This is a genomic window from Myxococcus sp. AM010, from assembly GCF_013372585.1.
Classification (GTDB): domain Bacteria; phylum Myxococcota; class Myxococcia; order Myxococcales; family Myxococcaceae; genus Myxococcus; species Myxococcus vastator.
This window is the reverse complement of sequence record NZ_JABXEO010000011.1, coordinates 23,731-46,334: the sequence shown is the minus strand read 5'-3', so window position 1 is coordinate 46,334 and position 22,604 is coordinate 23,731. Positions and strand designations below refer to the sequence as shown.

Genomic DNA, 22,604 nt, shown 5'->3' with positions numbered 1-22,604 from the left:
CGGAGCCAAGTCCGCCCGCCTGCCTTGTAACGCACGAACCCCACGTCAGGGTCTGTGTCCCTCCCTGCGCACCTGCACCTCCACGTGCGTACCCACGGCGACGCGCAGCTCGTGCAGGTCCTCGGAGGTGGCGAACACCAACAGTTCCCGCAGCTTGGTGCGCACCGGGACGCGGAAGGCGGAGCCCGTCTCGCCCTGCACCATGCGACGCACGGGCTCCATCTCACCCGCCGCCAGCAGCCCCGCTCGCGCCGCGGTGAGCTCCGCGCCCTCCAGGTACTGCCGCACGGCCTGCGGCGTCGCGGTGGGCAGCCAGGCACGCGCCGCCTTCGCCAGCGCCGCGCGGTCCGGCTCGTTGAGGCTCCGCTCCAGCAGCCGACGCTCCGGCTCCACCAGGTGCTGCGCCTCCGCGATGCGCACGTTGCCCACGACGAGGCTCAGCGCCGCCTGGAGGATGGCCTCCAGCCGCTCGGGGGCCACGCGCTGGCTGAAGGCCAGCTCGGAGCGCGCGAGCGCCAGGGTGCGGCCCAGGCGGTAATAGACCTCCTTCTGGCCCTGCTCCGCGAAGTACTTCCCACCCACCCGCAGCGAGGCCGGGTGTGTCTGGAGCAGCTCCACGTTGATGAGCGGCTCGGGCGCCGGCTCGTTGGAGCGCTTCGCCATCCGCTCGCGCGTGGCCACGAGGAAGGGCGAGTACAGCTCCACCGCCTCCATGCCCAACACGCGCGCCACGTACCGGTAGTGGTGGACGTGGTACTCGGGCGCGCTGGCCACGTCGATGCGGTGGCGCTTGGGCACCAGTTGGTACTGCTGCGACGGCACCGCGTACAGGTGCCCCACCTTCGTGAAGAGCAGGCCCAGCAGCTCCGCCAGCGGACCGCGCGCCTTCGGGTGGAACAGGTGGTTGTGCCAGAGCTGGTCGTTCAGCGGCCGCGGCTCCACCTTCTCCTTGTTCTTCGCGTAGGGCCCCAGCTTGGTGAGGATCTCCTGCTCATCCTCCCCAGCCTCGCCCAGCAGGCCGGACACCGCCTGCGCCGCGAGCCAGGCGCCGTCGTAGTTCTTGCGCAGCGCGGACAGCCGCACCAGCGCGCCCACCACCTTGCGCGGGTCCGCCGTGTTCGGCAGCGCGCGGCGCAGCGCGGCGATGGCTTCGTCCTCCCGGCCCGGCATCTGTCCAGCGAGGTCCGCGAAGGCCTCCTGCACCGCCGCGTCGTCGGGCAGGCCCTTGGCGGCCACGCCGTAGGCGGCCACCGCGCCCTCCGGGTGCTTGAGCACCTGGAGGTACAGGTCGCCGAGCGCGCGCCACAGCGCCATGCGCGCAACGTGCGTCTCCGGCGTCTTGGGCAGCCGGCCCAGCATCTTCGTGTAGTTCTCCTCCAACTGCTTCCACTGGCGCGCCGCGCCGAGCATCGCCTCCAGCGCGCTGAAGGCCTCCACGAAGCGAGGGTCCAGGTCCAGGGCGGCGTTGAAGGCCTCGGTGGCGCCCTCCACGTCCTTCAAGTCATCGCGACGCAGCTCGCCCAGCGCGAACCAGACGCGCTTGGCCTTGTGCGGCTCCAGGCCCAGCGCGGGGAGCGCGAGCATGCGCGCCAGCACGTCCGCAGCCTTCTGACCCTGCCGCGTCTCACGCAGCAGCACGTAGAGCTGGTCCATCACCTCCGGCGCGTCCGGCTGGGACTTGAGCGCGTTGGTGAAGGCGTCAATGGCCATGTACGGGTCGTGCAGCTCGTCGCGAGCGATGCGGCCCAGCTCCAGGCCCACCTTCGCGCGGGCCTCGCCCTCCAGCACGCCCACCAGTTGCTGCCGCAGCTCCGCGGACTTCTCGTACTGGCCCTGCTTCTCCAGGAGCGACACCAACGCGCGCAGCGTCGGCTCGTGGCCCGGGTCGATGGCCAGCGCCTTCTCGAAGTGGTTCTGCGCGCGGTCCGTCTGGCTCAGCGCGGCGTGGATGTCGCCGAGCTGCCAGTACACCTCCACCACCTCCAGGTCCGTCAGCTCCTCGCGGTGATGGATGAGGATGGTCTGGAAGACCTTGAGCGCGCCTTCGTAGCGGCGCGTCTGCACCAGCAGGTTGCCGTAGCCCTCCAGCGCGGGCAGGTATGTCGCGTCGAGCTCGTAGGCCTTCTCGTAGCAGCTCAGCGCCTTGTCGCGTTTGCTCAGCTTCTCCGCCACGTAGCCCAGGCGGTAGAGCTGGCGACAGAGGTCCGCGGCGGAGACGGAGTCCTTCTCCGCCATCGCCATCTCCGCCATCTTCCGCGTGACGATGTCCAGCATCCGCTCGCCGGACGCCCAGTCCTCGTGCGCGATGTACACATCCGACAGCGGGCGCGCGGCCTCCAGGCTGTCCGGGATGTGCTTCAGCGCCTCCTGCCAGTAGCCGGTGGCGGTGTCCCGGTCCTCGCGCGTCTCCGCGTGGTAGCGCGCGACGTCCAGCAGCGCGCGGCCCTTGGCGGCCGGGTCCTCGGTCTGCTCCGCCTCCTGGCGCAGGGTCTGCTCGTATCCGCTCCAGTCCTTCTCCTGCTCCTGGATGCCCTTGAGGGCGCGGATGCTGGGCAGGTGGCCGGGGTCCACCGCGAGGGCCTGCTGATAGGCGGTCCGGGCGCTGCCCGTGTCCATCAACATGTCCTCGTTGATCTTCCCCAGGCGGTAGTACAGCTCCACCGCGTCCTTTGACTGCCCGGCGAGCTCCGCCTCCTTCGACAGCATCTCCAGCGCGAAGGGCCAGTTGCCGCTGCGCTCGTACATCGTGCCCAGCGCGTGCAACGCCGGACGGCACCCGGCGTCCACCGCGAGCGCCGCGTGGTAGTTGTTCACCGCGCGGTCCAGCGCCTTGAGCTGCTGGTACTGGACGTTGCCGATGTCCACGTAGAGCTCGGCCTGCTCCTGCGGGCTGACGGCCAGCGCGAGCTGCCGCTCGTATGCCGCGATGAGGTCCTCCCACCGCGCCTGCGCCCGGCGCAGCCGGATGAGCGTCTTGATGGCCTGGACGTTCTGCGGATCGATGGCGAGCACGCTCTCCACGCAGACGTCCGCGTTCGCCGGGTTCTGGTACTTGTCCTCCCAGATGGTCGCGCTGCGGAAGAGGACGCGAATCTTCTCGCGCCAGTCCTCGCTCAGCTCCAGCATCCGCTCGTAGATGGCGAGCAGGTCCGCCGGGTGGTCCAACCGCGTGTGGAGCCGCTCCAGCGACTCCAGCGCCTCGCGGTTGACGGGGTCCAGTTCCAGCGCCTGCCGGTACGCGGCCACCGCCGACTCGTCGTCGCCGAGGTCACGCTCGTAGACGCCCGCCACCTCCACCTGGATGCGCGCGCGCTCCTCGATGCTGTCCGCCAGGTCCCGCGCCCGGAGCAGCGTGGACGCCACGTCCGGCCATGAGCGCTGACGGCGGTACAGCGCGGTGAGCACGCCGAGCGTCTCCGCGTCGGGCTCGAGCTCCAACGCACGCAGCAGCGCGCTGGCCGACTCGACGGGGTCCTCCAGCTGCTCGTCCCAGACGCGGGCAATCTCGCGGAGGATGCCCTTGCGCTGCTCGATGGAGCCAGCGGCCTCCAGCTTCTGCTCCAGCGCCACCACGTACTCACGCTGACGGCCGCGCCGCTGGAACACCGCGGCGAGCCCATCCAGCGCGGTGGCGTTGGTCGGGTCGAACTCGAGAATCTTCCGGAACGCCGCTTCCGCCGCCTGCGGGTCATCCAGGTGCGTGTCGTGGACGCGCGCCAGCGTCGCGTAGAGCCGCTCGGCCAGGGCGCCACGCGGCAGGTCGTCAGCGACCTCCTCGTAGACGGCGGCCAGCTCCTCGTGGCTGCCCGTCTCGTCGGCCAGCCGCTCCACTTCCTCGCGCAGCGTGTCGTCCGACGCGTCCAGTTGGAGCGCGCGGCACAGCGCCAGGAAGGCCACGTCCTTCTGTCCCAGCCGCGCTTCCTGCACCCGGGCCAGCTCGCGCAGCGCGGCCAGCTTCTCCTCGTCCGTGACGAGGTGGGGCATGTAGCGGTCCGTCACCTGGGCGTACGCGCGCCAGTCGTTGTGCGTGCGGTACAGCTCACACGCGCGCTCGTAGGCGGTGCGGTTGGCGGGGTCCAGCTCGAGCACCTTCTCCAGCGCGCCGGAGGACAGCTCGGGCTTGCCGCCCTGCCCCACCCACAGGTCCGCCACCGCGAAGTACGCGGCGACCGCCTGCTCACGCTCCTCCGTCAGCAGGTGCACCTGCACCTTCAGCTCCAGCGCGCGCACCGCGTCGTTCCACGCACGCAGCGAGACGAAGAGCTCGTGTACGCGCTCCAGCTCGGGGACCTGGTGCGGCTCCACCTCCAGCGCGCGGCGGGCCGCGTCCAGGGACTCCTCGCGGCGACCCATGCCGGCCAGGACTTCCGCCAGACGCAGGCGCAGCGCCTTCACGCCGTCGCTGCTCTCCTGGAGCGGAATCAGCCGGCGCAGCACGCCCACCAGCTCTTCACGCTGGCCCGTCTCGTCGTACAGCTCGCGCAGCGTGTCGAGCACGCCCCGGTGCCGCGCGTCCCGGTCCAGCGCGGCCTTGAAGAACGGCACCGCCTGGTCCGGCTGCTTCAGCAGGCGGTACACGACGCGGCCCAGGCGCTCGTTGAGGCGCACGACCTCGCGGGGGTCCAGCGTCACCGCCAGCCGGCCCTCCAGCAGCTCACGCAGGTCCTGCGGCCGGTCGGCGCGCTCGTAGAGCGACTCCAGCGCGGAGAAGGCCTGCTCGTTGCGCGCGTTCTTCGCCAGCAGTTCGCGGTACAGGTCAATGGAGCGGCCCAGGTCCGACAGTCCTTCGGCGGAGACCTGCGCCATCTTCGCCAGCACGCGGTCGCGCTCGGCGCCCGACACCTTCTCCGCCTGGAGCTTCAGGATGCCGTAGAGCTTCTCCGAAGCGCCCGCCGACTCGTAGAGCCCCTCCAGTTGCCGCGCCGACGCGAGGTGCTCCGGGTCCAACGCCAGGATGCCTTCGTAGGCGCCCGCCGCGCGGTCCGGGCTGTCCAGCCGCTCCTGGTAGAGCTGGCCCAGGCGGAACAGGTAGCCCACCCGGTCCGCGGGCTCCGTCACGCCAGCGACCAGGGCCTCCAGGATGCCCGCCAGCTCCGGCCAGGCCTCCAGCTGGAGGTACAGCCTGTCCAACGCCACCAGCGACGGCTCCTGCACCGTGGGGTGCAGGGTGCGCGCGCGCTCGTAGTAGGAGACCGCGCGGTCCGAGTCGCGCAGCTTCGTCTCCAACATCTGCCCCAACCGGAGGCAGACCTGCGCCGCGTCCGCGGCCTCGGCCACGCGCGGCAGGGCTTCTTCGTACGCGGACAGCAGCTCGTCGTAGCTACCGGACGCCTCCGCCGAGTTCTCCAGGCGGGCACGAATCGCGGCGTCGTTCGGGTCTTCCTTGAAGGCGCGGAAGAGGGCCAGGAAGGCCAGCTCCGACTCCTCCTGGGACTCACGCAGCGTGGCCAGCTCGTTCAGGAGCGCCTTGCGCTCGAACGCGTCGCCCGACACGCCCACGCGCGTCTCGATGACCTGCGCCAGGCGCGCAATGTCGCCGCTGGCGCGAAGGGCGCGCAGCAGCGTCTCCACCGCGAGCAGGTTCTGCGGCTCGCGGGCCACCAGCGCCTCCATGCGGCCCACCGCGCCCGCATGGTTGGCCTGCACGGACAGCACCTCGCCGTACAGCGCCAGCGCGCCCGTGCGGTCCATCAGCCGCGACTCATGCACGGTGGCCAGACGGAACTTCAGCTCCAGGCCCTCCTCCGCGGGAATCAGCGCGATGCGACGAGCCAGCGCGTCCGCCAGCTCCGGCCAACGCTCCTGCTTCTGGCAGAGCGCCTCCATGCGCTCCAGCGTGGGCAGGTCGTCCGGCTTGAGCTCCAGCAGGCGCCGGAAGGTGGCCAGCGCGCCCAGCGCGTCCTGGAGCTGCTCCTCCTGCAGCGTGCCCATCTGGAAGAGCACCGTGGCACGACGCGCCGGGTCCTCCGCCACCGAGAGCTGCCGGCGCAGCACCTCCAGCAGCTCCGTGGGCTTGCCCTGCGACGCCACCAGCCGCACCGTGCCATCCAGCGCCTCGATGTCCGTGGGCCGCAGCTCCAGCACGCGCTTCCACGACGCCAGCGCCTCCGCGGGTTCGCCCAGGTCCGTCTGGATGCGGGCCAGCGCGCGGTACAGCTCGGCGCGGGCGGTGTCTCCCGCCTTGCCCACGACCTCCGACAGGATGGCGGCCAGCTCCTCGGGCGCCTCCGCCTTGTCCACCAGCGCGACGCACAGCTCCAGCGAGCGCAGGTCATCCGGCAGCTCGCGCAGCGCGCGCGTGGCGGCCAGGAAGCCCATCTCCGCGTTCTCCAGCGAGCCCGCGTAGATTTCCGCGATGCGGCGCAGCAGCACGGCGCGCTCCTGCGGCACCGCCTCCGCCGAGGCGCGCGACTCCAGCATCTCCACCTGCTTCAGGTGGTTGCCCACCGAGGCGAAGATGGGCTCCAGCGCGCTCGCCGCGGCGCCACGCAGCGGGCTCTCCGAGCGCGCCATCTCCTCCAGCGCGCCGACCGCTCCAGCGTGGCCCGCCCGGCGCGTCAGCACCGACTGGTACAGCTCCAGCGCGCCGCGCGGGTCATCCAGGCGCGACACCTTGAGCCGGCCCAGGCGCACGCGCAGGTCAGACGCCTCCTCCTGGGCGCCGCGCTCGTCGGCGAGCTGGATCTCCCGCTCGATGTGCTGCGCCAGCTCCGGCCAGCGCTCCATCTCCGCCAGCACCCGCCCCAGCAGCTTCAGCGCGTTGGTGTTCTCCGGCCGCAGGCCAAGGATTTCCCGGTATGACTGCGCCGCCAGCGACTTGTCCGCCAGCGTCTCCTCGGCCAGGTGCGCCAGCTCGAAGAGCAGGTTCACCTGTGAGGACGCGTTCGTCTCGGCCGCCACCTGACGGCGCATGACGAGCGCCAGCTCGCGGTGCGCGCCCGTGCGGCGATGGACCCGGGCGATGGCGTCCAGCACCGACTTGTTCTTCGGGTCCCCGCGCGACAGCTCCTCCATCGCACGGACGGCCAGGTCATAGCGCTTGAGGCGGTTGTCGTAGATGCCCGCCAGCCGCCGCCACAAGTCACCCGCGAGGGGCTCCTGCGCGCCGCGCTCCAGTTGGTCCTCGTAAGCCGCGGCCACTTCCTCGAAGGCACCGGAGTCAGCGGCCAGCCGCTCCAGCTCGTCGCGCACCGAGGCTTCCCGCGGCGCCTCATTGAAGGCGCGCAGGCGTGCGACGAAGGCGAGCGACGTCTGCCCCAGCGCCTCGCGCAGGGTGGCAATCTCCTGGAGGTGCTCCAACCGCCGCTCGGGCGCCACGCCCGGCAGCAGCACCTCGAGCACGTCCACCAGCTTCCGGGTGTCGTTGACGCCACGGTAGACGGGCTCCAGCAGGCGCGCCGCTTCGGCGCGAGGCGCATCGTGCGCCATCAGCCGCTCCAGGCCCGCCACCACCTGGCCGTCCCCGGGCGCCAGCTCCAGCAGGCGCCGGTACACCGGCAGCGACTCCACCGGCCCCACTTCCTTCTCCAGGAGCTGGGCGCGCTTCAGCAGCCAGTTGCGCCGTGCGCCTTCATCCGAGGAGCCCTCCGCGAGCTGGTCCAGCACATCCGCCTGCTCCACGAAACGCCGCGACTTCGCGTAGAGCTTCTCCAGCGCGAGCAATCCCTCTGGCACCTTCCGGAGCGCCAGCGCGGAGCGATACGTCTCGATGCCCTTCGCGTCTTCCCCCGCGTTCGCGTGAGCCTCGCCCGCCTTGAGGAGCAGCCCCACGCGCTCTTCCGGGTCGGTGGCGAGCTGCGCCTGACGCGTGTAGACCTCGGACAGGCTCTTGGCGTTCTGTCCCTTCTCGTACAGGCGCGAGAGGGCCTCCAGCGCCTGCCGGTCCTGGGGCGCATCCGCCAGCAGGCTCTTCCACAGCCGCGCGGCCTCTTCCGGCTGGTCCAGCGACTCGCGCACCTCCGCCGAGCGCCGCAGTAAATCCAGCGCCGCGGGGTCTCCCGCGTTCAGCTCCGTCGCCGCCGTCTCGTAGATTTCAGCCAGCACCTCGTGCGAGCCCGTCTCGCGCGCCAGCCGCTCCAGGTCCGGCTGCACGCCTTCCCGGTCCAGCCCCTGCGCGAAGGACTTCACCGCGGACATGAACGCCAACGAGGGCTGGAGCATGTCGCGCTCGTAGATGCGGCGAATCTCTCCCGAGAGGAGGATCTTCTCCACGGTGAGCGCGGAAGTCATCCGCGCTTCACGCAGGGCCACCCTGCGGGCGTGGTCGCCCACCTGCACCAGCACCGGGTCCAGCACCTCCAGCGCCGCGCCGCTCGCGGGCACCGCCGCCATCACCCAGGCCTCGAGCGCCGCGCGCGCACCGGGATGTCCCGAGTCCTCGGCAAGAATCTTCCGATAGAGGCCCAGCGCCGCGTTCGGGTCGTCCAGGACCGTGCGCTGGAGCTCCGCCAGCCGGAAGGAGACTTCACGCCCCTGCGGGCTCTGCCCTTCCTGGTTGCGGCGCAGCGCCAGCGCCCAGGCCAGGTCGGAGTGACGGCCACTCTCGGTGTAGAGCCGGTCCAGGGTCGCCGCGGCTTCACGGCTCGCCGGGTCGCGCTCCGCGATGACGCGCCAGGCGTCCGCGGCGCTCTCCTTGTCCATCAACTTCGTCTCGTGCAGCAGCGCCGCCTCGCGCAGGAAGGCCAGCTGCTCGGCGGGCTCCGGCGATGCCGCGGCCAGCTTCTCCAGCACCTCGGCGAGCGCCGCCCACTCCTCTCCCGCCCGGTGCAGTCGCTGAAGGGCGCGCAGGCAGTCCAGGCTGCCCGGCTCGATGGCCAGCAGGTCGCGCAGCGCCTTCACCGCGCCGGCCTTGTCGTCCAGCTTCTTCTCCTGCACCTCGGCCAGCTCGCGCAGCAGCGCCAGCCGCGCGGAGCCGACGTTCCCCTCCTCCGCCAGCTCCGCGATGATCTCCGCGTAGCTGTCCAGCGAGTCCGCGTCCTCCGCCGCCTGCCGCGCCGATGAGCGCAGCCCCGCGTCACCGGGCGCCAGGCGCAACGCGCGCGCCAGCGCCGCGAAGGCCAGCTCCGGCTGTCGCAAATGCGTCAGGTGCACCTGCGCCGCCTGCCGCAGCGACTGCACCCGCGCGGCGTCGTCCTTCGCCACTTCCGCCAACACGTCCAGCGTGGCCACCAGCTTGCGGTGTTCCTTGCTGCGCTCGAAGGCGGGCACCAGCACACGCGCCGCCGCCTCGCGCGACGGGCCCGAGGCGAGCATGGCCTCCAGCGCCGCCAGCGCATCCGGGTCCGTGGGGCGCTGGAGCAGGATGTCCGCGTAGCTCTGCACCGCCTCCGCGCTGCCGTCCTGCGACTCCTGCAGCAAATGCGCGCGACGCAGCTTCAGCCGCGCCACCTTGTCCGCGTCACCCGCGGACTCGGCCAGCGCAATCATCCGCGCCAGCGTGTCTCCCAGCTCGCGCGTACGGCCGGCCTTCTCGTACAACTCCGCCAGGCGCGGCAGATGCCGGCCTTCCTCGGCGCCGTGCGAGAGCGCGGACTGCAGCGCCTCGGCCGCCTGGGCATCACGGCCCAGCTCCGTGTTGAGATCCACCAACTGAAGCAGCAGCTCCAGCCGCTCCTGCCCACGCGCGCCCTGAATGCGCTTGCGCAGCAGTCCTTCCGCGTCCGCGGAACGGCCCGCGCGCCCGTACAGCCGAACCAGCCGCTGCAGCACCGCGTTCGACTCGGGCGCGCGGCCCACCGCCGCTTCCAGCGCCGCGATGGCCTCCGCGGCGAGCGCGCCCTCTTCCGCCAGGCTCGCGGCCTCGAGCAGCAGCGGCACTGCCACCGCGGGGTCCTCGGACTCGGAGGCCTGCGTGCGCAGCACCCGCCCCAGCTCCGCGTGCGCGGACAAATCCCTGGCCAGTCGCAGCGCCTCGGCGCGAGCCCCCTCGTCCTTCGCGTCCTCGCGCAGCGTGCGCACCCGGACGTCGAAGGCCGCGCGGCTGTCCGCGAGCTGCTTCTCATGAATGCTGGCCAGCAACGAGAAGAGGCGCTTGCGGGCCACGGGCTCCGTCGTCACCTCCAGCTGCTGCTGGAGCGCCGCCACCTGCCGCTGGTGGTCGCCGCTGCGGCCGTAGTGCGCCGCCAGCGCCTCCGTCACCTCCGCCGTGCGGATGCCCGCCGCCGCCAGCCGCTCCAGGCCCCCCACCACCACGCCGGTGGAGACGTTCTCGGCGAGCAGCCCGAGGAACAGGTCCGTCGCATCCTCCTGACGCCCCAACCGCTCCGCGTACAGCTTCGCCTGACGCGCCGTCCACTCGTTGCGCTCCAGCTGCGTCTCCGCCAGGCCCGCCAGCCGCCCCGCGAGCGCCGCCGCCTCGTCGAACTTCGACAGGGCCACGCACAGCGCCTGCAGCCGCTGCACGCCCGCCGCATCCTCCGGCGCGAGCTGCACCCACTGGCGAGCCAACGGCTCCAGCTCCTCGGGCGCCGCGCCGGCCGCCTCGCGCCGGGCCACGTCCGCCTCCAGCCGTGCCTTCGGGTCGTCCGCGCGCGCCGCGGCCGCCTGCAGCGACTTCACCGCCTCCGCCGCGGCCGCGTCACCCGGGATACGCGACAGCACCTCTCGCCAGGCGGCCTCCGCGCGCGACGGGTCCGCCAGGGGGCCCTGGAGCAGCTGGGCCAGCTGCCGCCAGATGGTCGCCGCGACCTCCGCCACCGGCGCCGCCTCCGCCGCGCGTTGCAGCGCCAGCGCCAGCGCGGGCTGCGCCTGGGCCTTCTCCGCGTGCTCCACCACCGTGCCCAGCAGCAGCGGACGGCCCGGCTCCAGCTCAAGGGCGCGCGACAGCACCTCGAAGGCCCCGCGCGCGTCGTCCTTCTCCTCGAACATCAGCGCGAGCGCTTCGCAGAAGGCCACCCGCTCCGGGCGCGGACGCGGCGCCAGCAGCGCCAGGTCCAGCAGCGGCACCACGGCTTCCAGCTCGTCGTCCTCGGCCAACAGCCGCGCCAACTGGAACGCCGCCAACGCCTGCGTGGGGTCCAGCTTCAGCGCCGCTTCCAGGTGCTCGCGCGCGGCGTCCGCGTCCTTGAGCTGCGTCAGGAACAGGTCCGCCAACCGCAGCCGCATGCCCGCCTGGGTGGAGCGGTCCTTCACCGTGCCCAGGTAGCGCTCCAGCACCGCGACGGCTTCCGGAGCCCGGCCCTTCTCCAGGAGCTGCTCGGCCGTCAGGCTGGCCGCGTCCGCGCGGGACGCGTCCGCCGCCACGGCCTTCTCGAAGGCCGCCAGCGCGCCGTCCGCGTCGTTCATCCGGCCGAGGCGCAGCGTGCCCACGCGCAGCCACAGGTCCACCTGCGCGCTGCGGTCCTTCACCTCGCCCGCCATCGCTTCAATCTGCGCGATCGCCGGAGCGAAATCGCCGCCCGAGCGCAGCGTCAGCTTCTCGATGAGCGACAGGCCTTCGGGCATCCCCGGCCACAGCAGGAAGCAGCGGTCCAGCGCCTCCTTCACCTTCGCCGCCGCGCCCGGGTCGTACCAGGCGAAGAGCTTCGCCACGAGCAGCGACAGGCGCGCCGCGCTCTTCCGGTCGCGCTCCTCCAGCGACATGCTGCGCAGCATCCGCACGCGGTCACGCCACGTCTGCTCGAAGCGCTGCAACGAGCGCGCGGTCTTCTCCAGCCGCGCGTTCTGCGGCTCCAACGCACGGGCAACGTCCACCACCCGCTGCGCCAGTTCATGCTCGGTGGGGTCGTCCACCAGCCGCTCGGCGAGCGCGGCGTACTCCTCCGCCATTCCCGCGTCACCCAGCGCCGCGCGCTCGCGCTCCAAGGCCTCGAAGGCCGGCTGGAAGCGCTCCTCCGACAACAGCACCTGACGCACGCGCCGGAAGGTGGCGCGGTCCGGCTTCGCGCGCGCCGCACGCTGCAGGCACAGCACCGCGCGGTCGCGCCGGAACAGCTTCTGCTCGTAGACGTCCGCGGCCTTCAGATAGTGGCCCGCGCACTCCTCGCCCTGAGTGGCGGCGCCCAGACGCTCCAGGACGTCCGCCAGCGCTGCGCCGTCCTGCCGCGACTCGTGCAGTCGCTTGAGACCTCGCAGCGCGGGGAGCGGATCCTTCGCCACCAGCAACGCGCGCTTGAGCAGCTCCTCCGCGCGCTGCGTGTTGCGCTGCCGATCATGCGCGAGCTCCGCGGCGCGGCACAGCAGGCGCACCGCTTCGTCGGAGACGACATCGCGCGAGCGCCCCTCGTAGAGGCGAATCAACTCCTCGACACGGCCGGCCTTGTCGAGGGCCGCTTCGGTTTCGACGAAGGTGCGGTCATCGGACACGCGCAGCGTGGGACGCGACGAGGGCGTGGGCTGTTGCATGGAGGGGCGGGCCTTGGAATGGAAAGAAAAAGCAGCGAGGGCGCCAGTGACCGGAACTCTACCGGTCGCCAGCGCCCCCGAGCAATCGTGTAAAACCCGCCAAACGGCGGGAATCATTGGCCTTCTCGCTACCCGGCCGAGGGAGCGTCCGGCGGCGTCTCGCCACCCTCGCTTTCGTCCGCCGCATCCGCCGCGGGGGCCACGGCAGGTGCGGCCGTCTCCGGGAGCGCCTTCGCGCGCTCCACACCCGCGCTGTCGTTGAGCTGGGTGTAGAGGGCTACGGCCTTGTCACGCTGCTGCAGCTCCTCCGCGAGCTGAGCGGCGCGAGGCAGGTTGCCAAGCTTCTCGTGCAGCGGGAGCGCCTTGTCCTTGCGGCCAGCGCCCTCCCACGCCTCGGCGGCGGCGGCGAGGTCACCCAGCAGCTCCAGCCACCGGGCGCGGCCGGCCGGCTTCTGCTCCTGCTCGGCCCGGGCCAGCTCCTTCTGCGCCAGCTCCTTCGCCTCGTCGTCCAGCTTCAGCCGCTGCATGAAGTGGAAGGCCTTGGGCGGAGGCAGCGGGTTGAGGACCTCCACCGCCTCGCGGCGCTGGCCCACGGCCGCCAGCAGGGTGGCGGCACCCAGCCGATCACCCCGCTCCACCAGGCTCTTCACCTCGAGCCCACGGATGCGGTTGGCGCTGGCGACGTCCCGCGCGCGCTCGTACGACTTGCGCGCCAGGGTGAGCTTCCCGGAGCGCTCGTAGGCGAGCGCCGCCTGGTCGAACTGGCGGGCGCGCTCGTAGAGGCGGGCCACGTTCTCGAAATCACCCTTGCCGACGAAGTGCTCCATGAGGAGCTCGTAGGCACCGGCCTTCTCCAGCGTGGGCGCGAGCTGATCCGGCGGCAGCGTGCCCACCAGACGGCGGGCCGTGTCGTTGTCGCTCCCGGCCAGGGCGTTGCGCAGGGCGCTCTTGAGGTCGCCACCCGTCTCGAAGAGGCGAGCCGCCTCCGCGAAGGAGTTGTTGCGCTCATGCAACCGGCCCGCGTCGCGGGTGCGGCCCATGGTCTCCAGCTGCTTCGCCTGCTCGTCCCAGGTGCCCGTCAGCTCCGGGAGCGGACGCTCGCCACGCTCCGGGCGCTCGCCGCGCTCCGGACGCTCACCCCGGGCGGGCCGCTCGCGGCGCTCCGGACGCTCACCCGAAGCAGCACGCTCACCGCGCTCGGGACGAGCGCCACGCTCACGGCGCTCGGGACGGTCGCCACGCTCACGGCGCTCCTCGGAGCGAGGCGCCGCGACGGGCTCCTCGACCTCGGGGCCGGGCTGACGGCCGCTGGTCGCGAAGGCCGCCTCCGCGCGCTCGGCATCACCCGCGGCACGCCAGGCCTGACCGACCAGGAAGATGACTTCCGTCCACGCCTCGAACTTCTCGCGCGCCGGGTCCACGGCGGGAGCAGCCGCCTCCGCGGGAGCACCAGCCTCCGCGGGAGCAGCCGCCTCCGTGGCCTCACCCTCGGCGGGGGCAGGTGCCTCGGCGGGCGCCTCACCCTCGGCGGGCACGGCGGCCTCCACCGGGGCCGGGGCCTCGGCGGGAGCAGCAGCCTCCGCGGCGGCGGGCGCCTCGGGGGCGGCCGGCTTCGGCTGGCGCTGCACGCGCAGCAGCGTGGTGATGAGCCGGCCACGCGTGTTCAGGTCCAGGTCATCCAGCGACTTCAGCCGCATGGGCCGCAGCGAGCGGACAATGGCCTGCAGTGGCGCCTTCTCCGCACCGAAATCCGTCTTTGAGAGCGCCTTCTCCAGGATGCTCAGCTCGGAGATGACGCGCTGACCGGGGCCCACGGGGCCCTCATCGCGCCCGCGTCCACGGCCGTCTCCACGCCCACGGCCGTCGCCACGTCCTGGGCCACCACGACCGCCAAAACCACCACCCGGTCCGTCACGGCGAGGACCCTGGCCCGGTGCACCCCCGTCACGACCACGCCCACCCGGGCGCGGCCCACCGCTTCCATTCTCCTGAGGCACGTCTTTCTCCCGCTAGAACGCGTAGCGAATGTTCGGCGCCACCGCGAACCCGAACGAGCCCCCGGAGACGAGGTACTGCCCCGTCACCTCGAGCCCTACGGAAAAGTGGCGCAGCCGTGTGTAGTACTCTACTCCGGGCCCGGCAAACACAAGAATGTCGGAATCGGGGAGAAGCCGCTCCGGCGAAAACATCGCGTAGCCAGCACCCGCGCGGACATAGAACCAGGTGCGCTTCACTTCCTGACTGTCAGCGAACCCCACCAGGCGGGCTCGCAGCACCGCGCCGGGGATCAGGGAGGAGAAGTCACCTGACACCGCGCCGCCGGAGTTGCCCACATACTGGGCGCTCGTGCGCACGCTCGAGCCCATGAGGAACAGGCCCACGGACACGCGCTCGCCCAGGTCCACGCCCACCTCCACCTGCGCCATGGGCCCGGAGGAGAACGGACGCGGCGTGCCTTCGGCCGCCGGCGGGTTGGTGATGAACAGGGGCCCACCGAGCACCGCGAAGTAGATGCCCCGCTCGATTTCATCGAACGTGACAGCCGGGCGGTCGCCCTGGGCAGTGGTGGGCTGCTGGGCGCTCGCGAACGTGGGGAGGACGAACGAGGCGCACAGGGCAAGTGAGGCGAGGGCTTTCATGCGGTCCTGACGTTGGCCCGGCCCCCGCGGGGGAGAGGGAGCCGGGGAAAGGCGCGGTGGGCAGACCCTCTTCAGGCCTGCCCACCCGGAGAAAGGCCACCCGGCGCTATTCGCCGGACTGCTTGAAGATGAACGGATACGTGACGACCACCACGCCGCCGCCCTTCGGCTCGGGGAACTTCCAGGTGCGAACGCGGCCGGCCACGCACGTCTCCAGCGCCGCGTTGCCCGCCGTGGACTGCGCCACCGACGACGAGGCGACCGTGCCATTGCCCGCGATGACGAACTTCACCGCCACCTTGCCGCCCAGCTTCGGGAAGCGGTTGAGGAGGCTTTCGAAGCAGTAGCGGATCTGCCCGCGGTTTCTGTGGATGACCTGGCGGATGAGCTCCTTGTCCAGCGAGCCCATGACCTCCGGGTCGGACGAGGTGATGCCCACGTCAACGCTCTGCTTGCCGCCCAGCACGCCCACGCCGCTGCCGTAGGTGCCGGTGCCGCCGCCACGGCCCTTGGTGCCGATGCCGCCAATGCCGATGGTGTCACCCGTGCCGCCGCCGCCGCCGCCCGAGCCGCGCAGCCCCATACCGCCGAAGCCGCCCGAGTTGCCCGCCTTGGCGCCGAACATGTTGCCCATGGCGCTCTTCAAGTCACCCCCCAGGCCGCTCTTGCCGAAGACCGTGGAGATTCCGCCCTTGCCGCCGCCGAAGATTTTCGCGGTCAGCGCGCGCGCCTCGTCCTTCTTGCTCGGGTCGCCCTTGGGGGCGGTGCGGCTGTTGGTCTTGGGCGCGTCCTTCTTGCCCATCTGGCCTTCGTCGCCGCGGTTCTTCGCCGCCATCTCCCCGCTCTTCTTCTTCTCCTTCTGCTGGTTGAGGCGCTCGAGGAACTTGTTCTTCTGCGTCTCCGGCGGCTTGATGATGAGCTTCGCGATGCGGGCGTTGTCGGCCGACAGCTCGTCCGCGTACTCGTCCCCTTCGCCCGTGCGGTTCATCGCGGAGATGACGAACGCCGTCGCGATGAAGAACAGCACCAGGAAGATGTTGAGCGCGGTGTAGTCCATGGACTCGCCCAGCGGCACCACGACGCGCTTGGGCACGGCCTGGAAGGCCACCTCGAGCGTCACGCCGCCCAGGTCCACCCAGAGGAAGTCGTCCGCGTCCAGCGTGAGCGTGTACGCGTCACCCTCATGCGAGGCCTTGCCGGACTCGATGACCGCCTTCAGGTCCAGCGTCTCCCCCTTGCGGGTGAGCTCGCCCTTCATCTTCGCGGTGAAGCGCACGGTGAAGGACTGGCCGTCCGAGCGCACCGCCTCGAACTTCGGGCCGCCCAGGCGGGAGTCGCCCATGACGAAGTTCACGCCGGCGGCGCTGCCGACGACGAAGGCCCGCTTCACGCCCGGGGCCATGAAGAACTCGCCCACGCGCTGGTCACCCCAGGCGAAGCGCAGGCTCACGCCCAGTGGACCGCTGGACTTCGTGCGGCGCACCTTCCGCACGCGCGGCGCGGCGTCCTCTGGCGCGGCCACGACTGGGGCCGGCGCGGGCTCGGCGGGGGCTGCCACCGCGTTCTGCTGGGTGGCGGCGAAGGACGGGTCGATGGCACCCGCGACTGGAGCGGCCACCGCGGCCTGAGCAAGGCCCTCGGCCGGCGCCGGCGCGGCGATGACGGGGTTCTTCTCCGTCACCACCTCCGTGCTGGCCGCCGCGGCCGCCAGGTTCACCGCGGCCACCGCGGCCGGGTTCTCCAGACGGATGGTGGTGCCACCCACCCGGATTTCATCACCGAAGGACAGCAGCCCCTTGGTGACGCGCTTGCCGTTGACGTACGTACCCTCGACGCTGCCCATGTCGATGATGGACATGGCGCCGTCGCCGGCGACCTCGATGACGGAGTGGATGCGGCTGACCTTCTCGTCCTCCAGGCACAGGTGCGCCGAGGAGAGACGGCCAATCTTGATGATGTCGCGCTCGTAGTCCTTGGAGGCGACCAGCGAGTCGCCCTTGAAGACCTTGAGTGTCAGAGGAACGGCCATGGGGGCTCCAACGTAAAGTGGGTACGGCGTCAGACAACGCGCGCGGCGGTGGGTTCCCGCCGCGGTGTGGCGCTGGCTACAGCTCGCCCACGGACTGCATCACCTTGTCCTCGAAGTCCTCGCGGATGCGGATGAGGTTCGAGTGCTGCACCCGGTCACGCGCTTCGATGTACTCGCCATCCGGCTTCGTGAGGTCGCCTTCGATGGTGTCGTCCTCGAAGTCGATGTTGGTCGTCTTGGAGTAGCGCACATTGCCCTCCCCTGGACCACCCGGGTTGGAGCCCTCGTCCTGAGCCAGGGCGGGCGTCACCGCGAGCACCGCACACAGCATCAACGCCTTCCGCATCACTGCCTCCCGGAAGGGACCCGAAGGCCCCTTCGCACACCGAATCCCCGGATGAGGGGGAAACACAAGGTTCGCATCATCCCCCGCGCCCCCGCCACAGCGAAGGCACTCGGGGGCGTCCCAACTTTCACAGCAGGTCGTCTTCCGGCTCCCCGGGTTCCGCCGAGCCTGAATTCTTCTGGCCGGAGTTCCCGTTCGCGGGGGCGGGCGCCGGCGGCGTGCTGCCGCTGGCGGGGGTGACCTGGGGCTCGGCGCCCGTGCCGGAGGCCGGCGTCGCGGCGGTGGCGGGCGGGTTCGCCGTCCCGGCCGCCTTCTCCGCGGCCTGCATCTGGGCCTGCTGCTGCTTCTGCAGCTCCTCCATCTGCTTCGCCTGCTCCTCGGCGAACTGGGCCTCGCGCTTGGCGTTGACGATGACCTCCACCTCGCGCAGCAGGGCGAACACGGGGGCCTCGGCGGGCAGCGCCACCTCGCCGCCAGCCATGGCGATGTACTTGCGGTACAGCTCCGAGGCGCGCTCGGGCGCGTCCTTCACCTTGTGGAGGATGATGGCGCGGTTGAGGTTCACCGCCGCCAGCTCGGGGTCGAGCTTCTCCGCCTCGTCGTACTCCTGCATGGCCTTGTCGAACTGGCCCATGCCCTTGTACGCGACGCCCAGGTCCAGGTGCGCGGCGGCGTTCTTCCCGTCCGCCTGGAGGATGCGGCGCAGGTGCTGCTCGGCCGCCGGGAAGTTCTCCGCGGACAGGGCCAGCTGCGCCAGCTCCACGTGCGCCGGCACGTAGTCCTCGCGCACCTCCAGAGCCTTCTTGAAGGACAGGCGCGCCTCGTCCACATCTCCCTCCTGCAGGAGGATGAGGCCGACCGAATGGTGGAGCTCCGGGTCCGCCGCGTCCAGCTTCACGCCGCGCAGGGCCACCAGCTTCGCCATGGCGAGCTGCTTGCGGTCCAGGTAGCTGCGGATCATCACCTTCAGCGCGGTGGTGGACTGCGGGTCGCGCATCAGCGCGGCGCGCGTCAGGTCCATGGCCTTGGTGTGGTCCCCCTGCTGCCGGTAGATCTCCGCCAGCCGCGCGCGGGACTGCGCGTCATCCGGGTAGCGCTGGAGCACCTCCTGGTACAGCGCCACCGCGCCGGCGACGTTGCCCGCGTTCTGCTCCATCACGGCCAGGTTCTCCGACGCCTGCCGCAGCGAGGGCTTCTTCGTGAGCGCCGTCTTGTAGTGGTTGCGCGCCTCGGTGAGCTTGCCCTGACGCTCGGCGAGCACCCCCAGGTTGTAGTCGGCCTCGGCGAGGTTCCCGTCCGCCTCCAGCGCGGACTGGAACTTCCGCTCCAGCGACGGATAGTCGATGGCGTTGGCCTTCTTCTGCGTGTCGAACGCCTTCAGCGCGTCCTCGAAGCGGGCCTTGGCCGTGTTGGAGATGGGCGGCGGGGCGTCGGACTTGCCGGCGTTCGGATCCCCCGTCTTGGCCGTGGCGGAGCCGGTGGCCTTGGAGGAGGTACAACCGGCGGCGGCCAGCGAGACAGCCGCCAACAAGGGGAACAGGCGCATGGTGCGGATCGTCCGGTTCATTAGAGGAAATCCTCCGGCTCCTCGTCATTCCCGCCCTGCTTCGCGGGATTGGCGCCGTTGGTGGTGTCCGCCGGGCGGGCGTCCACCTGAGTCTCTGTCTGCGAGCGCAGCTGCGCGGTGAGGTCCGTCAGGTCCTCCTGCAGCGTCTCCGCCCGGGCCTGCTGCGCGTCCGCGGCCTTGGGCGCCGGCGGCGGCACGTCCTGGATGTTGGCCAGCAGGTCGCCGCCAATGAGCTGCATGCGGCCCTTCAGCGCCACCTTCTCCTCGGGCATGTCGGGGTAGCGGTCCGGCTGGTACGTGGTGCGCAGCAGCTTCAGGCTCTCCGCGGCGCAGTCGTTGTAGACGTCCAGCTCGCGGCTCTTGGCCACCGTGGCGGAGAACGCCTCGGTCGCCTTGTCCTTGAGCGGCTGCGCCTGGTTGGCGAACTCGTCGCGCAGCGCCTGCTCCGACTCCTCGTCCAGGCCGCGCGGCATGGGCGCGTTGGTGAGGCGGTCGGCGAAGTGGTCATACGCCAGGCCAATGCGGTGCAGCGCGCAGATGGCGGGCTCGGGCGCGCCCAGCGTCACCGTCTGCACGTACTTCTTCTCCACCACCTGGAGCGCGCGGCTCTTGTCCTGGATGCTCGCCTTGAAGCGGTTCGGTGACGGCGGCACGCCCCAGTACAGCTTCAGGCGCCGGTACTCGTTCCAGTCCAGGTCCACCGACAGGAACTGCGCCTGCGCGGCCGTGGCGAGCGCCGGCTTCTCCAGCGAACCCTGCACGCGGCGGGGCAGCTGGTCGAAGTGCTCGTAGATGCGCTTGTACATGCGGGACACGTCCCGCGACCTGCCCATCTTCTTGTACAGGGCGACGATGCGGCCCTCGGCGGCCAGATACCGGCTGGGGGAGCGCATGTTGTCGCGCTCGTACTGCTCCAGCATCTTGATGGCCTTGAACGCCGCGCCGCTCTTGCCCGTCAGGTCGATGATGGACAGGCGGATTTCGTCCGCGTCCTTGGCGCGCGGCCACAGCGTCAGGTAGTGCTCGCGGTTGCGCAGCGCGGCCTTCATCTGGCCCAGGCCCTCGCGGTAGGTGGCGGCGTTGAAGAGCGCCACCTGCGCCTTGGACTCGTCCCACTTCTGCACCACCGCGGGCTTGTCGTCCGCCGCGCCCCTGCGCTTCTTGCCGCGGCGTGCCCGGGCGTTGCCCTTCTCCCCCAGGCTGCGCTCGTAGCCGCGCACGTAGGCCTCGTATGTCGTCGCCGCGTCCTCGAAGTCGCCAATGGCCTCCAGCGCCTCCGCGTTCGCGTAGATGGAGTCCGGCACGTGCTTGGAGCGCGGGTACTCGGCGAACAGGCGCTTGCGCACCTCGATGGCCTTGTCCAGGCGCTTCGCCTTGTAGTAGTCGACGGACGCGTTGTAGAGCGCCAGGTCGGCGATCTCCGTCTGCGGGAAGTCCTTCACGAAGGCGAGGTACGCCTCGGCGGCCTTCTCGAACTCCTTCTTCTCCTCCAACTGGCTGACGAGCTTGAAGGACGACTGCTCGATGAGCTTCGCCAGGTCGTCGCGGAACTTGCCCACCGCCAGCTTGTCGTTGGCGTAGAAGCGCCGCGCCCACTCGTTCACCTTCGCGTAGTCCTGGAGCAGGTGGTACGAGTCGAGGATGAGGTTGGCGGAGATCTCCGCGGCGCGCTCGCCGTTCTCGAACTTGTACTCGGGGTAGCCGAGCGCGATCTCGCTGAAGCGCAGCACCGCCTCGTCGAAGTGGTTGTGGCGGTAGTAGATGTTGGCCGCCTTGAAGGCGATCTCCACCCGCTTCTCACCCTTGGGCACGTACTTGAGGTAGCGCTCGCACGCGTCGAGCAGCGCCTTCTTCAGCGTGGGGATGGCGGCCTTCTTGGTGATGTCCGAGCCCACCGCCTCGCCCTTGCCCTCGCCCCGCGCCTCGCCCGCCTTGACGACCTCGTCGTAGGCCAGCACCGCGTTGTAGGCGGCGTTCTGCAGCCACTTGCCCGGCTTGCCCGGCTTCGGCTTGCCCTTGTCGTCCTTGGCCTCCAGCACCTTGGCGTCCTGGAGCACGACGAGCGTGTAGTTGGCGGCGGCCTTGTCGAACTTCTGCAGGTTGTCGTTGAGCAGCTCGGCCCAGAAGAAGCGCAGGTCATACGCCTTGGGGTTCTCCGGGAAGAGCGTGAGGTAGTCGCTGTACACCGCGTCCGCGTAGCGGAACGTCTCCTCGTTGCGCGTCTTCTTGCCCTCGTTGTGCCAGGTAACGGCGAGGTTGGACAGCGTGCGCTCGGACAGCTCCTTCGCCTCCGCCAGCAGCTTCTTGTCCTTGTCCTCCTTGATGACGCCGGAGCCCTCGACCTCCTTCATGATCTTCACGAGCCGGCGCACCTGGACCACGGTGCGCTCCTTGTTGCCCATGCGGAGGATGCAGTCGACGATGCGGCCCTGGAAGCCAGGCGCCTCGGGGGACAGCGGCTTCTCCTTGATGAGGCCGTTATAGGTGATGGCCGCCTCGCGGTCCTTGCCATCGCCGTAGTACAGGTTGGCCAGCTGCTTCAGCATCGTGAAGCGGTCTTCCGGGTTGGTGGCCACCTTGCCGAACTCCGCCCGGGCCTGCCCCACGTCCCCCTCGTGCGCGAACGCCCGCACGTAGTCGGTGCGCGCCTCGCGCAGCAGCGAGCCGCGGCCGCTCTTGCCGCCGTCCTTCTCCACGGCGTTGGCCCCGGCCAGCTCGCCGTAGAGCACCACCGTCTTGAACTTGTCCTTGGCCGACTCGAAGTCGCCCATGTTGTAGTGGCACCAGCCCTGCTTGTAGAGGGCGAAGGCGTACACCTGGTTCTCGGGGAACTCGGAGGCCTTCTTGTACGCCGCCAGCGCCTTCTCCAGCTCCGGGCGCTTCCCCTTGGAGTTGTTGAAGTAGTACTCGCCGAAGGCGAAGTAGGCGTCCGGGATGAACTTGGACTTCGGGTGCTTCTCCACCAGGCGCTTGAAGGCCACCAGCGCCTTGCGATCCTGGCCGTCCTCCATGAGGTACTGGCCCAGGAAGAAGAGCACCTCGTCGGTGCGCTCGAAGGCCGGGTACTCCTGGACGATCTTCGTGTACTGCTCCACCGCGAGCTTGCCGTACTCCTTCTGCTTCGCGATGAACTCCGCCTTCTCCGCCTTGGCCCGCTTCTGGCCCGCGGCGTCGTTGCGGTTCATGGCCTGGATGAGGTCGTCATCCTTCCGGTTGGCCTCGAAGAAGAAGAACTTGGACTCCTCCCAGTAGAACTCGCCCAGGCGGAACAGGAGGCTGGGGGCCTCCTTCGGATCCGGCGACAGGGAGATGATCTTCTTCAGCGACTGGATCTGCTCGCGCCGCTTGGAGGCCACCTGCAGCTCGACGCCCAGCCGGAACTGGTCGTACTGGAGCGCGGGAGCGACCTCTTCCTTCTTCTTTTCACGGGTGATGTCGCCAGCCAGGGACTTGTCCACCGCGGTGGCGGACTTCCGGCCGAGATCGGCATCGCGCGGGGCTTTCTTCTCCTGGGCGGCGGAGGCCGTGGCCAGGAGGACGAGGCAGACGAGAAGCGAACGGCGCATGGTCTTCCTAGGAGAGGGGCACCGGCGTCCCCGGTTGCCTGCCTGGTAGGCAAGTGTCCGGGAATCTTCGGGAATTTCCATTCGGGGACCCTCACTATGCGCGGTTTCCGCGCGG

At 70.7% G+C, this 22,604-nt stretch carries 8 protein-coding genes; all 8 read right to left on the bottom strand.

The annotated features are described in order from the left end of the window. Positions 1–45 precede the first annotated feature (45 nt). The 8 genes from HV826_RS08515 to HV826_RS08480 all read right to left on the bottom strand — a co-directional run bounded on the left by HV826_RS08515 (position 46) and on the right by HV826_RS08480 (position 22,489). Positions 46–12,342, bottom strand: coding sequence for a tetratricopeptide repeat protein (locus tag HV826_RS08515; protein ID WP_176416502.1), 12,297 nt, complete (start codon positions 12,340–12,342; stop codon positions 46–48). Between the two features lie 128 nt (positions 12,343–12,470). Then, positions 12,471–14,156, bottom strand: coding sequence for a DEAD/DEAH box helicase (locus tag HV826_RS08510; protein WP_176416501.1), 1,686 nt, complete (start codon positions 14,154–14,156; stop codon positions 12,471–12,473). After that, positions 14,123–14,326 (bottom strand): hypothetical protein, encoded by a 204-nt coding sequence (locus tag HV826_RS08505; protein WP_176416500.1) that lies wholly within the window; start codon positions 14,324–14,326, stop codon positions 14,123–14,125. The genes HV826_RS08510 and HV826_RS08505 overlap by 34 nt, the downstream gene beginning before the upstream one ends. A 25-nt stretch (positions 14,327–14,351) precedes the next feature. Continuing rightward, positions 14,352–14,981, bottom strand: a complete 630-nt coding sequence (gene cglE, locus HV826_RS08500; protein WP_176416499.1) for an adventurous gliding motility protein CglE — start codon at positions 14,979–14,981, stop codon at positions 14,352–14,354. A 106-nt stretch (positions 14,982–15,087) separates the two neighbouring features. Beyond that, positions 15,088–17,010, bottom strand: a complete 1,923-nt coding sequence (gene gltG / locus HV826_RS08495; protein WP_176416498.1) for an adventurous gliding motility protein GltG — start codon at positions 17,008–17,010, stop codon at positions 15,088–15,090. 76 nt (positions 17,011–17,086) lie between these two features. Beyond that, positions 17,087–17,356, bottom strand: a complete 270-nt coding sequence (gene cglF, locus HV826_RS08490) for an adventurous gliding motility protein CglF (RefSeq protein ID WP_176416497.1) — start codon at positions 17,354–17,356, stop codon at positions 17,087–17,089. 127 nt (positions 17,357–17,483) lie between these two features. Next, positions 17,484–18,923, bottom strand: a complete 1,440-nt coding sequence (gene gltE, locus HV826_RS08485) for an adventurous gliding motility TPR repeat lipoprotein GltE (RefSeq protein WP_176416496.1) — start codon at positions 18,921–18,923, stop codon at positions 17,484–17,486. After that, positions 18,923–22,489 carry a tetratricopeptide repeat protein gene (locus tag HV826_RS08480; protein ID WP_176416495.1) on the bottom strand — a complete coding sequence of 1,189 codons (3,567 nt, stop codon included), beginning with the start codon at positions 22,487–22,489 and terminating at the stop codon, positions 18,923–18,925. The genes gltE and HV826_RS08480 overlap by 1 nt, the downstream gene beginning before the upstream one ends. Between the last annotated feature and the right edge of the window lie 115 nt (positions 22,490–22,604).